The organism is Halorubrum ezzemoulense (assembly GCF_004126515.1).
Lineage (GTDB): Archaea > Halobacteriota > Halobacteria > Halobacteriales > Haloferacaceae > Halorubrum > Halorubrum ezzemoulense.
Window position 1 is genome coordinate 174,134 of the sequence record NZ_CP034940.1, and the last position, 12,797, is coordinate 186,930.

Below are 12,797 nucleotides of genomic sequence, written 5' to 3' on the forward strand. Positions count from 1 at the left end.
ACGCCCCGCCGGCGTTCGTCGGCACGCGCCGACCGCCGCGTCTGTTTATGTATGATCGGCGCTGTCGCTCAGGGTGGTAGAAACCGTCGCCGGCGGCGGTCCACTGTGCCCACAGCGTCCGTCCGGACCGCCGTACGGCGTCGCGTCGGGGGCGAAGCGCCCTCAGAAGCGCCGCAGTTGCTCTTCGAGGCAGACGGTGACGATCGACTTCGCGATGGCGGCGCCGCCGCCGATTGGGTCGAGCTTCGTGTCGCCGAGCCGCTCGGCGTAGGCGATCGGGCGCTCGCGCACGTCGTAGCCGCGCATCAGCGGGCGGATGAGGAGTTCCGCTGAGAGGCCGGTGTTCTCCGTCCAGCCGATCTCCTCGACCACCTCGCGACGGTACGCGCGCATCCCGGTCGTGGTGTCGTGGACGCGCTCACCCATGAGCAGGCTCGCGACCGCGGCGAACGCGTGGTTTCCGAAGCGGTTGAACGCCGGCATCGCCTCCGCGCCGTGGTAGAGCCGGTCGCCGCTTACCACGTCCGCGCCGTCGTTGACCTCGGCGAGGAACTCCGGCAGCGCCTCCATGGGGTAGGTGTCGTCGCAGTCGGTCGTGACGACCACCGGTCGGTCGGGGGTCAGGATCGCCTCGCGGACGGCGACGCCGTACCCCTGCGGCTCCTGTTCGATGACCCGAGCGCCGTGCTCGCGGGCGATCTCCGGAGTGCGGTCGTCGGATCCGTCGACGCAGACGACCTCCGCCCTCCCGTCCGTGACCTCGTCGATGTCATCGAGGACCGTCCCGATCGCCTCCGCCTCGTTGTACGTCCCCATCACGACGCTGAGGTCGTCGAAGGTGTATGCCCCGCCGTCCCCCCCGTTCGCCACGCTCTCGCCTTTCTCGTCCGCCGCGCTCTCGATCTCCTCGTCCGCCGAGCCTCCGCTCTCTTCCCCGACGGTCTCCGTCACGTCGACGGCGCTCGCAGATCCGTTCGTCGCGTGTGCTGAGTCGCTCATTACCCGGATCTCCGCTCGCACCTACTTGAGTTTTTAGGTTTACCTAAAATAATGTTCGACGGCAGTCAGGTCTGCGCCGAGAGGCGGGCTTCCACGTCGTCGGCGACGCGGAGCGCGAGCGCGGCGATGGTGAGGGTGGGGTTCATCGCGCCGCTCGTCGGGAAGACGGAGCTGGAGGCGATCCAGCAGTTGTCGAGGTCGTGGGTCCGGCAGTCGGCGTCGACGACTCCCCGGTCGGGGTCGTCGCTCATCCGCGTCGTGCCCATGTGGTGGTAGGCGGGCCCGGTCGCGTCCGGCCCGGCGACCCACTCCACGTCGGCGCCGAGCTCCTCCAAGATCGCGACCTGGATCTCGTTCGCCCGCTCGATCGTGTCGAGCGCGCGCTCGCCCACGCTCCACTCGACCCGCGGCGCCGGGTCCCCGTGATCGTCGGTGCGGTCGTCGGCGAGGGCGATCCGGCTGTCGGCCCGCGGGGCCTGCTCGACGAGCCCGCCCATGGCGACGTGATTCCCGTACCCCTCACGGAGCTGGTCGAGCAGCGGGTCGCCCCAGTCGTCGCCCGACAGGGCCGTCTCGACCGGCGAGGGGCCGGCGTAGTTGAAGAACTCCAGCTTGAACGGGGCCTGCGCCTCGTCGGCCTCGTCGTAGAACTGGTCGCAGGCGCTGGTGTAGAAGCCGACGTGGTTCTGTCTGGTCGGCTCGTCGAGGGTGCCGCCCGCCCCCGCGAACAGGTGGTCCATGAAGAACTCGCCGACGTGACCGCTCCCGTTCGCGAGCCCGTCGGGGTATCGGTCCGAGGCGGAGAGGAGCAGGAGCCGCGGCGTCTCCACGCCGCCCGCGGCGACGACGAAGGCGTCGGCTGTCTGCCTGTGTTCAGCCCCGTCAGGGGTCGCGTACACCGCCGCGGTCACCCTGTCGTCGCCGTCGTGCTCCAGCGACCGCACGGACGCCCGGTCGATGACGGTCGCGCCCCGCTCCTCGGCGCGCTCGACGTGGACCGTCGCGTCGTACTTCGCGCCGCTCGGACACACCGGCTGGCAGGTGCCGTAGCCGACGCAGGGGGACCGGTCGTCGTACGGCTCGGAGTTGCGCGCGTTCGGCACGGAGTGCATGGCGATCCCGAGCGACTCGCAGGCCTCGGCGAACAGCGAGTCGCTGTAGGAGGGCTCGAACGCCGGCATCGGGTGCGGCTCCTCGCGCGGCGGCGCGTAGGGGTTGTCCGACGCGCCCGCGACGCCCAGCTCGCGCTCGGCCTCGGCGTAGTAGGGGCGGAGGTCCTCGTAGTCGATCGGCCAGTCCGGCCCGACGCCCCGCGCCGTGCCGGAGTTGAAATCGTCCTCGTGGAGCCGCATCACCATCCCCTGCCAGTGGAGCGTCGACCCGCCGACGCCCTTCACGCGGGCGTGGTTGAGCGGGTACGGGCGGTCGCCGGCGGTCTCGTGGGCGTCGCGCTCGCCGCCCACGTCCCAGACGTCCGGCCGGTCGTAGAACGGGCGGATCGCGCGCTCCTGTCTCGCGAGCCGGTCGGCGGGGTCGAATCGCGGGCCCGCGTCGAGCACGACGACCTCCCGGTCGCCCGCCAGCCGGTCGGCGACGAGCGCTCCCGCGGGGCCGGCGCCGACGACGCAGACGTCCGTGTCCGGCACGGGCGTGCGGTCGACGTCGCCGCGGGCCCGGTCGCCGGTCTGCCGGTAACGAGCGTCCCGTCCGCCGCTCGCGTCCTCCGCGCCGCTCATCGGGGCCCCTGCCGGTAGCTCTCCGCGCCGCCCGCGTGCCCCTGCGGGTTCTCGATGCCGACGAGCTCCCCGCCCGTCGGCGAGGCGTACAGCGCGAGCAGCAGCTCGTTGACGACGTAGTACCGGACTCGCTCCGCGGTCGTTCCGTCCGGGTTCTCCTCGGCCACGTCCGCGCCCATCTCCCGGAGCAGATCGTCGCGGTCGGCGGGCGAGAGGTCGGCGACCGGCGCGCCGTACCACGACCGGGCGGCCGACTCGACCTCGGCGACCGCGGCTCGGATCCCCTCGGCGTGCGCCGACCCGTCGAGGCGGCCGTCGAGGAGGCCGTCGACGAACGCGTCGAGCCCGGAGACCGCCTCCGGGTAGACGGTCCGCGCGACCGCCGTCATCGCCTCGCGGACCGCCTCGTCGCCGGGGGTGCCGTCGCCGTCCCGCGCGGGCTCCGCCTCGGCGCCTCCCCGACCGCCGTCGCCGGTCGCCCGACGGACACCAAGCGCGACGCCGCCGGTCGCGCCGATCGCGGCCAGCGCGGCCGCCGCGTCGCGTCGCGTCATTTCCATGGAATATTTTAGGCAGCCCTAAATTAATATATCCGTCGGAGCGCGCTCGACGCGCGATCGGAACCCCTAACGCCGGCCGCGACCACGCTCGGACAGAGACTCTGCCCCGTACAATGACCCTGCGAAACCGGCTCCGCGACCGCTTGACCGACGGCGACGACAGGCTGCCGATCGGGCTCACGCTGCTGTGCGCGGCGATCGCCGCCACGCTCGTGTTCCCGCTGGCGTGGCTCGTCATCGAGGCGATCGCCGTCGACCGCGGGCGCGCGACGGACCTCCTCTTCAGCGCCGGCACCGCGGAGGTCCTCGTCAACAGCCTCCTCCTGATGGCGGGCGTCACCGGCCTCTCGGTCGCGATCGGCGTGCCGCTCGCGTACCTCACCGCCCGGACCGACCTCCCCTTCCGTCGCTTCTGGTCGGTCGCGGCCGCCCTTCCGCTCGTCGTCCCGAGCTACGTGGGAGCCTTCTCGTTCGTCTCCGCGTTCGGTCCGCAGGGCGAGTTCCACGAGGTCCTCGCGCCGCTCGGCGTCCAGCGCGTCCCCGAGATCGGCGGCCTCTCCGGGTCGATCCTCGTCATCACGCTGTACACCTACCCGTACGTCTACCTGACGACCCGGGCCGCGCTGCTGTCGTTCGACACGACGCTGCTGGAGGCCGCCCGGACGCTGAACCACGGGCGGCTCGCGGCGTTCCGCCGCGTGACCCTCCCGACTATTCGGCCGGCGATCGCCGCCGGGTCGCTGCTCGCCGCGCTGTACGCGGTCTCGGACTTCGGGACGCCGTCGATCATGCGGCTCCCGGTGTTCACCCGCCAGATCTACGTCGAGTACAACGCGTTCGGACGCGACTACGCGGCGCTGCTGTCGCTCCAGCTGCTCGTCGTGGTGGTCCTCGTGCTCGCGCTGGAGTGGGCCGTCCGCTCGGACCGCGACACGAGCGGCGACGACGCGGGCCGCACCGACGACCGGGTGTCGCTCGGGTGGCTGCGGTGGCCGGCGACGCTGCTCCCGGCCGGCGTTTCCGCGTTTGCGCTCTTGGTCCCGCTGTGGATCCTCGGGCTGTGGCTCGTTCGCTCGGAGGCCGGCCGCCGCCCCTCGCTCGCGTTCGAGCCGATACAGGTGCTCAACTCGGTGTCCGTCTCGGCGGCCGCGGCGGTCGTCGCCGCGTTGGCCGCCCTCCCGATCGCGTACTTCGCCGCGAACCACGACTCGCCGCTCGCGGTCGTCTTCGAGCGCGCGACGTACGTCGGGTTCGCGGTGCCGGGCATCGTGTTGGCGCTCGCGCTGGTGTACTTCGGCTCCGGCTACGTCCCGTGGCTCTACCAGACGCTCCCCCTGCTGGTGTTCGCCTACGTCGTCCGCTTCCTCCCCCAGGCGGTCGGCTCGGCCCGCACGTCGATCCTCCAGGTCGACCCGCGGCTCGTCGAGGCCGGGCGGACGCTCGGGGAGTCGCCGACCGGCGCGTTCAAGCGCGTCACGTTCCCGCTCACGCGCTCGGGGATCGTCGCCGGGGCCGCGCTCGTGTTCCTCACGACGATGAAGGAGCTACCGGTCACGCTGGTGCTCCGCCCCACGGGGTTCGACACGATCGTCACGCAGATCTGGCGCGCACAGTCGACCGCGCTCTACCAGTACGCCGTGGTGCCGACGCTCATCCTCCTCCTCATCTCCGGGCTCTCGATGGTCGTCCTCCTCACGCAGGAGGGCGGCGAAGAAGGGCTGTGAGGGTCGCGGTCACCGTCCTCGGATGTGGCGGTCCACGCCGGGTCGCCGCCACCAGATGCGGCGGTCGCCGCCGCTCCCGTCGGTCCGAGAGACCGGTCGCTCTCGATAGTGTTGAAAGAAACTAACAATACCGCGGCCGTGGACTGGAGAAAAACGGGTCAGTCCGCGGCAGACGTCTGCTGTTGACGCGTCACGCGGAGCGAGCTGATCGTCGTGTAGAGGACCGCGAAGGCGACGACGACCGCCGCGCCGATGGTAAGCACCAGTCCGAGCAGTTCGAGCGTCGAGCTGCCGATGTACGAGCCCACTTCGCCGATGCCCACGGCGAGGGCGCCGACGAGCAGCATCCCGCCGAAGTACACCTTGATCTCATCGGAGTCGACGACGGCGGTCGCGGCGGAGCCGACGCGCGCGCCGAGCGCGCTCCCGAACAGCAGCGGGGCGACGATGCCGAGGCTCACGCCGCCGTCCTGTCCGTAGAGGTAGCTCCCGAGCCCGCCGGAGAAGACGATCTCGAAGAGGTCGGTCCCGACGGCGACGGGCACCGGGACGCCGATCGCGTAGATCATCGCGGGCATCCGGATGAAGCCGCCGCCTACGCCGAGGAACCCGGACAGGACGCCGGTCGAGAAGGCGACGGCCGTGATGACCCACACGGAGACGGTGACGTCGCCGCGGAGCGTCACCATCGGCGGGATCCGAACGGTCCGTTGGATCTTCTTGGCGACGTCGGGGATCTCGTACTCGTCGAGGTCCTTGTCGGCGGCCTCGTGGTCGACGCCGCCGTCGTCGTCGCCCTTGAGGGCGTCGCGCGTGACCATCGCGCCGACGCCGCCGAGCAGGACAACGTAGGCGACGCTGATGACGCCGCCGGCGAGCCCCATCGATTCGAGGTAGTAGACGCTGGCGCGCCCGGCCTCGATGCCGATGGTCGTCCCGGTGATCATGATCACCCCGAGCTTGTAGTCCACCTGCCCGAGGTCGTGGTGTTTCAGCGTCGCGATGACGGCCGTTCCGAAGACGAACGCCATCCCGCTCCCGACGGCGACGGAGGCCGGGTAGTCTAGCATTAGGAGGGCCGGGGTGACGAGGAACGACCCGCCCATGCCGAAGAACCCGAACAGCACCCCGACGACGAGGCCGAACCCGACGAACAGCGCCAACATCTCGGGGCTCGTCTCGAAGATGCCGAGGCCGCCGAGGAAGTTACCGAGCACTGGCGTCACCCCCGACTAAGAGCCGCATCAGATAGGGCCCGACGAGCCGTTCGAGGCCGCCGTACCCCACGTACAACACGAACGCTTCCAGGAGAATCGTGCCGATGAGTAGGACCGTCTCTGGGTCCCACGAGGGTATCTCTAGTCCAGCCATCTATTCGTCCTCCGGCTTCCGAACGCGGAAATTCGGTCTTGGCACATTTCTGCTCGGTGTCCACTATCCGCTTCGTGCCTATAACGGTTTTGGGCTTGATGTACAATACTATATCCCGGTAACCTCGGCGGGAGTACCGATAACTTACAGAGATAATACGGCGCCTCCGTCGGCCCGAGCGCCGGCTACGCGCTCGCGCTCGCTGAAGTATCAAACGACGAACAAAATCGTGTTGTCGCCGCCCGCCGAAGGGATCGACATGAGGGCCCTGTGCGCAACCGACCTGTCGGCCGCCAGCGAGGCGACGATCGAGAACGAGACCTGCCTCGGCTGCCTGGACCGAATCGGCGTCCGGACGGTCCACCTCGTCACGGTCGTCTCGGCGAACGTCCACCCCGGCATGCCCGGCGTCGACTTCGAGGAGCGCCGGCGGCGGGGGCTCGACAGGTACCGCGAGGTGATCGAGGCCGCGGGGTTCGACGTCGAGACGCACGTCGTTCGCGGGACCCCGTACCGCCGCCTCAACGGCATCGCGGAGACCGTTCACGCCGACCTGACGATCGTGGGTTCGCGCGGACAGAGCCCGCTGGAGAACCGGGTCGTCGGCTCGACCGCCCGCAACCTCGCCCGGACCACCGTCGTCCCGCTGCTGGTCAACCGCGTCGAGCGGGCGGCCGACGACCCCGATGTCCTCCGCGAACACCTCTTCCGGCACGTCCTCTTCGCGACAGACTTCTCTGAGCACGCCGACCGGGCGTTCGACGCCTTCTCGTACCTCCGTCGCGCGACCGAGGAGGCGACGCTCGTCCACGTCCGGTCGCCGAAGGACGACGGGCCGGACGCCGGCGGCGGTCCCGCGGAGCGGCTGGCAGAGCGGGCGAGCACGCTGGAGGGCTGGGGGATCGAGACGCGGACCGAGGTCCGCCGCGGCGACCCCGCCGAGGAGATCCTCGCCGTCGAGGCCGAGGTCACTCCGTCGACGGTCCTCGTCGGGTCGAAGGGGCGGAGCCGGATCCGGCGGCTCCTGCTGGGCAGCGTCTCGGAGGAGATCGTCACGCGGGCGACGGGCAACGTCTTCCTCGTCCCGCCGCCTCGGGCGGTTTAAGCGTAGGCGACGCCGCGGCGCGCGCCAATCACAAGACGAGCGCGGCGGCCGCGTACGCGAGCGCGAACGAGAGGCCGAACGAGCCGGCCCACGCCCCCACGGTCGTGAGGATCTTCTCCGCGTCGACGGCCTCCCGACCGCCGACGGCCGCGCCGCTCCCGATGATCGCGCTCACGACGATCTCGTTGAACGAGACCGGCACGCCGAGCAGCACGGCCAGCTGCGCGATCAGGAACGACGGGACGAGCGCCGAGATGGAGCGGCGCGGCCCGAGCGAGGAGTAGTCCTGCGCCAGCGACTTTATCATCCGGGGCGCGCCGGTCCACGAGCCGACCAGCATCCCGAGCCCGCCGCCGACGAGGACGGCGGTGGCCGACACCATTCCCACCTCGTCGAGCAGTGGTAGGAGCGGTCCGACCGCGAGCCCGACCTGACTCCCGCCCGCGGAGAACGCGACGAGCGACCCGAGCGCGAGCAGCACGCGCCGCAGCCCGCCCTGCTCGTCGCGGCTCACGTCCCACCAGACGACGGCCGCGACGGCCAGCGCCGCGAGGCCGGTGATCGCGACCGCCGACGCGGTCCCGTCGAGCGACAGGGTCCGCTGTCCGAGACCGCGGACGGTCCCGGGCGCGGTCCCCTTGCCGAGGAAACTGAACCGGACGTTCACGAGGACGCTCCCGACCAGCCCGGCGAGGACCGGGACGCTGTACCGCTCGGGCGCGCCGGGTCGCGGGAGGACGCTGGCGATGGCGAACGCGATGCCGCCGCCGATGAACGGCGTCAGGAGCCAGACGGCGCCGATCTGTTGGTACTTTGCCCAGACCGGCGTCCCGCCGAGCGCGAGCCCGACGCCGATGACGGCGCCGGTCACGGTGAACGCGGTCGCGATCGGAATCCCGGTGGTGATGCCCACCGCCATCAGCCCTGCGCCCAGCACGAGCACGAGGATGACGCCGGCGACGGGCAGGCTGATCCCGCCAACGAGGCCGCTCCCGACGGCCTCAGAGACGTTCCCGCCCTGCGTGACGGCGCCGGCAAAGCCGAAGACGCCGACCAGCAGGGCCGCGCGCATCGTTCCGATGGCGTTCGCGCCGACGGCGGGCGCGAACGGGGTCGCGCCGCTCGACCCGGCGCCGATCACCCACGCCATGAACAGGCTCGCGAGCGCCGCGCCGACGGAGAGGGCGATGAGAGCGGGGTCCATGGAGCCGGTGCGTTAGTCCGCGCCCGCCGCGGCGGCGTCGCGGGCTCCGCTCCGGCTCCGCCAGTACCCCTGCGCGTACGCGCCGACGAACATTCCGCCGAGCGCCCAGAGGATGGTGACGTTACCGACCCCGAGGCTCGCGTACGCCGCGCCCGGACAGATGCCAGAGAGCCCCCAGCCGACGCCGAAGACGGCGCCGCCGACGAGGACGTTCCGGTCGAACGGCTTCAGCCGGCGCTCGTAGGGAGCGCCGGTGAGCGGCGCGGCGTCGCGGATGCGCGGCAGCAGCGCGAACGCGATCCCGGAGACGATTGCGGCCCCGAACATGACGAACGGGAGGCCGAGGTCCTCGAATGTGAGGAAGTTCAGCACGACCTCCGGCCGCGCCATGTGGCTGAACCCGAGTCCGAACCCGAAGATCAGGCCGCCGACGAAGATCAGCGGCTTGAACAGCGGATGTCGATCCGCCATCTACGGACTCACCCCCAGCGCGGCGACGACCTGGGCGGTCCCGATCGCCACGGCGAGGAACGTCGCGACGCCGACCAGCGACGTCTTCGACGCCGATCCGACGCCGCAGACCCCGTGGCCGGACGTACACCCCTTCCCGATGCGGGTGCCGATCCCGACGAGGATCCCGCCGAAGAACAGCCGCCACGGCTGGACGTCGGTCGCCCAGAGCGTCACGCCGGCGACCTCGTACAGCGTGCCGGTCGTCCCGGGCTCGTAGAGCGGGCTCGTGACTAGCCCCGACTGGAACGTCGCGGCGAACGCGAGCCCGCCGAGGATGATGCCGGCGGTGAACACGAGCCGCCAGTCCCGCGATCCGACGTACCGCCGGAACCGGGACTGGCCGGAGACGTACGACAGCGTCGACTCCAGGAACGTGCTCGCCCCGGCCGGGATACCCGTTCCGACGTAGATGACGACGGTCCCGAGACCGACGAGCAGTCCGCCGACGGCGTACCGGCTGACCCCGTTCGGGAACAGCTCGGCGACCGCCTGCAGCAGTACTGGGTCAGCGACCATCGGCGTCGTCAGTCACCCGCGAGCGAGTCCTGACTGGCGGCGCAGTTGTTCGGCCCGAGCTCCAGGGTGAACGCCTCGTCGTCGTCGACGGCGTTCTGTCCGAGGTTCGTCGCGATGATGTCCTCGTAGTTGGCCGGGCGCGGCGGCATGTCCGAGAGGATCAGGTCGACGAACGCCTGCTCGTCCATCGTGAGCGCGTCCATCTCCTCGACGAGCTCGCCGATCGGCGCCGTGTAGGTGCCGTCGTCGGCCGCGACGGCCGCGTCGCTGAAGTGCGCGCCGCCGATGAGCGTGTCGTCGGGCAGCGTCAGCACCCGCTCCTGAAGTGACTCGTACAGCAGGCGCGCGGCGTCGGGGGCGCCCTCGTCGCCCTCCTCAAGGTCGGGGCGGGCGACGCTCTCGATGAACAGCCCGTCGCCGGTCGCGAGCAGGCTCTCGTCGACGAGGTATGAGGTCATCCCGGTCGTGTGGCCGGGAGTGTAGACGGTCTCGACGGTGGCGTCGCCGACCGCGAACGTGTCGCCGTCGGCGGCCGTGGTCAGCTCGTCGGCGTACGTGACGCCGCGGTCGACCGCGGCCTCGGGGATGACGCCTTCGACGCCCGCGGCGTCGAGGTCGCGCACGCCCGAGATGTGGTCGGCGTGGACGTGCGTGTCGAGGGCGTAGTTCAGTTCGACGCCGAGCTCGTCGGCGTCGTCGAGGTAGCGGTCGGTGAACGCCCGCAGCGGGTCGATGATCGCGGCCTCCCCGTCGTCGTAGAGGAGGTAGCCGAGACAGCCCGAGGAGGGGCGCTGGTACTGGAGGAGCGTGCCGGCGCCGTCGTAGCGGTCGACCTCGACGGCCTCGTAGATGCTCGCCCAGCCGTTCATCCCGTCTTCGAGGTGGTCGACGTCGTAGCCGCGCTCCGTGAGCGTGCCCGCGACGTACTCGCTGGCGCCGCCCTTCGCGCAGAGGACGGTCACCTCGCGGTCGTCGGGGATCCGGTCGAGAACGTCGTCGTCGATCTCGTCTTCGAGGAACTCGAAGTACGGGACGTTGATCGACGTGACGTTCTCGCCGTCGATGCGCCACTCCTCGTAGTCCGACTGCATGCGCGCGTCGAGGATCGTGACGTCTTCGCCGGCGTCGATTCGGTCTTTGAGCGATTCCGGGTCGACGGAGTCGACGTCGACGTCCGGAGTCGGGAAGTCGTCGGCATTCATGTTTCGCAGTCGTTCATACCGGGTCGACGCACAAAAGCATTTTCATAGTATTTCCTTTTCTAAGCAATACTATATTCAATAGAATCCGGTTTGTATCTCCTACTGTTGTACTCAGGGGCTTATGCGGCGGCTAAACAGGTTTCACTTTATACAGTAGTTGGGAGAATTCCCAAGAACCGACACAGTTTTACTTCACCGGGGGGTATTGTGCGCTAGCTCCAATACAGACACCGGAGCAGATACACAATGAGTGCTGAATTCGACATCGCGGAGACGCTCGACGTGAAAGGCGCATCGTGCCCCATGCCGGTAGTGAAGACGAAGTCCGCCGTCGACGGCCTCGACGCGGGCGAGGTCCTTGAAGTGCTGGCGACCGACCCCGGAAGCATGAGCGACCTCGACGGCTGGGCCGACGGCACCGAGGGCGTCGAGCTCCTCGACCAGACGGAAGGCGACGACGTGTACAAACACTACGTCCGCAAGACGGAGTAACGATGAGCACGGACACACCCGACGCGTCGGCCGACGACGCGCCGACCGACGACGCGCCCTCCCGCGCGGAATTGGCCGCGCGCGTCGACGAGCTCGAGGAGGCGCTCGCCGAGGCCACCGCCGACGACGGCGGCAAGAAGATGAGCATCATCGCCACCAAGGGGACGCTCGACATGGCGTACCCGCCGCTCATCCTCGCCAGCACCGCTGCCGCGTTCGGCTACGAGGTGACCGTCTTCCACACGTTCTGGGGGCTCGACATCCTCCACGAGGAGCGGTCGAAGAACCTCCAGCTCAGCTCCGTCGGCAACCCCAACATGCCCGTGCCGAACGCCGTCGCCGCGCTCCCCGGGATGGACCGCGTCACGACGAAGATGATGGAGCGCCGGATCTCGGACAACGACACCGCCACGATCGAGGAGCTCCTCGAAACGAGCCTCGACATGGGCGTGGAGTTCCAGGCCTGTCAGATGACCATCGACCTGATGGACTACGACGAGGACAACTTCTACGACGGCGTCACCACGGGCGTCGGCGCCGCCACCGCGCTTCAGGACATGGCCGAGGCGGACATCCAACTGCTCGTCTGACCGCCGCGGAACGAGCCCCCGGTTCTGTTTTGCCCGCGCCGTCGCCGGCGTCGTCGCTCCAGACACCCTCGATACAACGCAAAAACCACTAGTGACCACGACCGACTCCGCCCGCTCGCGCCGCGGAACGGCGCGTCGCCCCCGCTAGCGCGATCCCTCGCTCCGCTCGCGCCCGGCGCGCTCGCGGCCGATCGCGCCCGCCACCGCCAGCAGGTAGCCCAGCCCGTACTGGACGTCCGGGTCGCGCACCCCGCGGATCAGCCCGACGGCCCCGACCCGATCCGGCGGGTCGCGCTCCGCCTCGCCGACCCCCTTCAGCAGCGTCTCGACGCCCTCGCGGGTGTCGTCGTCGGCCGCGGTCTGCGCCACCTCGCCGAGCGCGGCGCCGGTCCCGGCCAGCGACGCGACCATCTCGTCGTCGAGGGCCGCGGTCGCCAGCGACCCGACCTCCGCGACCTCGGCCAGCTCGTCGAGCGTGCCGCTCCGCTGGAGCGTGAGCAGCGTGTCGAGCGCCTCCCGCAGCTCGTCGCCGTTCTCGCCGACCGCCTCGGCCAGCCCCACGGTCTCGTCGGTCGCCAGGCCGTCGGCGGACTCCGCGAGCGTCGACCCCGTGGCCGAGAGCTCGCGGACCATCTCGTCTGAGAGCGCGCCCTCGCCCAGCGAGAGCACGTCCAACAGCTCGTTGACCGCGTCGAGCCGCTCGACGAGCTCGGCGACCGCCTCCGGGTTCTCCGCGATGGCCGCTTCGAGGTCGTCCGGCTCGGGTTCGTGCGTCTCGGACATGG

The 12,797-nt window shown here is 70.3% G+C and carries 14 protein-coding genes; 4 read left to right on the forward strand and 10 right to left on the reverse strand.

The features are described from left to right. Positions 1-162 precede the first annotated feature (162 nt). The 3 genes from EO776_RS00790 to EO776_RS00800 form a co-directional block, all read right to left on the reverse strand. Positions 163-816, reverse strand: coding sequence for a dolichyl-phosphate hexose transferase (locus EO776_RS00790; protein ID WP_233125185.1), 654 nt, complete (start codon positions 814-816; stop codon positions 163-165). 248 nt (positions 817-1,064) lie between these two features. Next, a complete protein-coding gene (locus EO776_RS00795; RefSeq protein ID WP_094495588.1) occupies positions 1,065-2,735 on the reverse strand; it encodes a GMC family oxidoreductase in 1,671 nt (556 codons plus the stop codon). Continuing rightward, complete coding sequence (locus tag EO776_RS00800) at positions 2,732-3,295, reverse strand: gluconate 2-dehydrogenase subunit 3 family protein (RefSeq protein ID WP_094520555.1); 564 nt, start codon at positions 3,293-3,295, stop codon at positions 2,732-2,734. The genes EO776_RS00795 and EO776_RS00800 overlap by 4 nt, the downstream gene beginning before the upstream one ends. A gap of 113 nt (positions 3,296-3,408) precedes the next feature. Between EO776_RS00800 and EO776_RS00805 the strand changes: the two genes are divergently transcribed. Next, positions 3,409-5,019, forward strand: a complete 1,611-nt coding sequence (locus EO776_RS00805; protein ID WP_049932282.1) for an ABC transporter permease — start codon at positions 3,409-3,411, stop codon at positions 5,017-5,019. 158 nt (positions 5,020-5,177) lie between these two features. Here EO776_RS00805 and EO776_RS00810 read toward each other — a convergent pair whose 3' ends face one another. Together EO776_RS00810 and EO776_RS18745 are read right to left on the reverse strand one after the other, a co-directional pair. Then, positions 5,178-6,236 (reverse strand): sulfite exporter TauE/SafE family protein, encoded by a 1,059-nt coding sequence (locus EO776_RS00810; protein ID WP_394334817.1) that lies wholly within the window; start codon positions 6,234-6,236, stop codon positions 5,178-5,180. Further along, positions 6,226-6,390 carry a DUF7512 family protein gene (locus tag EO776_RS18745; RefSeq protein WP_167373091.1) on the reverse strand — a complete coding sequence of 55 codons (165 nt, stop codon included), beginning with the start codon at positions 6,388-6,390 and terminating at the stop codon, positions 6,226-6,228. Before EO776_RS18745 ends, EO776_RS00810 begins: the two co-directional genes overlap by 11 nt. Before the next feature lie 259 nt (positions 6,391-6,649). Here EO776_RS18745 and EO776_RS00815 point away from each other — a divergent pair, with 259 nt between their 5' ends. Continuing rightward, the gene (locus EO776_RS00815; protein ID WP_049932286.1) at positions 6,650-7,495 is read left to right on the forward strand and encodes a universal stress protein; all 846 of its coding nucleotides are present in this window, start codon (positions 6,650-6,652) and stop codon (positions 7,493-7,495) included. A 28-nt stretch (positions 7,496-7,523) separates the two neighbouring features. Here the strand turns inward: EO776_RS00815 and EO776_RS00820 are convergent, their stop codons facing one another. From EO776_RS00820 to EO776_RS00835, 4 genes are read right to left on the reverse strand one after another with little or no spacing between them, the layout of a single operon-like run. Then, a complete protein-coding gene (locus EO776_RS00820) occupies positions 7,524-8,699 on the reverse strand; it encodes an inorganic phosphate transporter (protein WP_094520554.1) in 1,176 nt (391 codons plus the stop codon). 12 nt (positions 8,700-8,711) lie between these two features. Then, positions 8,712-9,170 (reverse strand): YeeE/YedE family protein, encoded by a 459-nt coding sequence (locus EO776_RS00825; protein ID WP_049932289.1) that lies wholly within the window; start codon positions 9,168-9,170, stop codon positions 8,712-8,714. Then, complete coding sequence (locus tag EO776_RS00830; RefSeq protein ID WP_049932290.1) at positions 9,171-9,728, reverse strand: YeeE/YedE family protein; 558 nt, start codon at positions 9,726-9,728, stop codon at positions 9,171-9,173. It abuts the gene before it with no gap. An 8-nt stretch (positions 9,729-9,736) separates the two neighbouring features. Then, positions 9,737-10,930, reverse strand: coding sequence for an MBL fold metallo-hydrolase (locus EO776_RS00835; protein ID WP_049932291.1), 1,194 nt, complete (start codon positions 10,928-10,930; stop codon positions 9,737-9,739). Positions 10,931-11,176: 246 nt separating this feature from the next. Here EO776_RS00835 and EO776_RS00840 point away from each other — a divergent pair, with 246 nt between their 5' ends. After that, a complete protein-coding gene (locus tag EO776_RS00840; protein ID WP_049932293.1) occupies positions 11,177-11,422 on the forward strand; it encodes a sulfurtransferase TusA family protein in 246 nt (81 codons plus the stop codon). 2 nt (positions 11,423-11,424) lie between these two features. Further along, positions 11,425-12,012 (forward strand): DsrE/DsrF/DrsH-like family protein, encoded by a 588-nt coding sequence (locus tag EO776_RS00845; protein ID WP_086220080.1) that lies wholly within the window; start codon positions 11,425-11,427, stop codon positions 12,010-12,012. Positions 12,013-12,156: 144 nt separating this feature from the next. Here EO776_RS00845 and EO776_RS00850 read toward each other — a convergent pair whose 3' ends face one another. Further along, complete coding sequence (locus EO776_RS00850) at positions 12,157-12,795, reverse strand: DUF1641 domain-containing protein (protein WP_086220081.1); 639 nt, start codon at positions 12,793-12,795, stop codon at positions 12,157-12,159. Between the last annotated feature and the right edge of the window lie 2 nt (positions 12,796-12,797).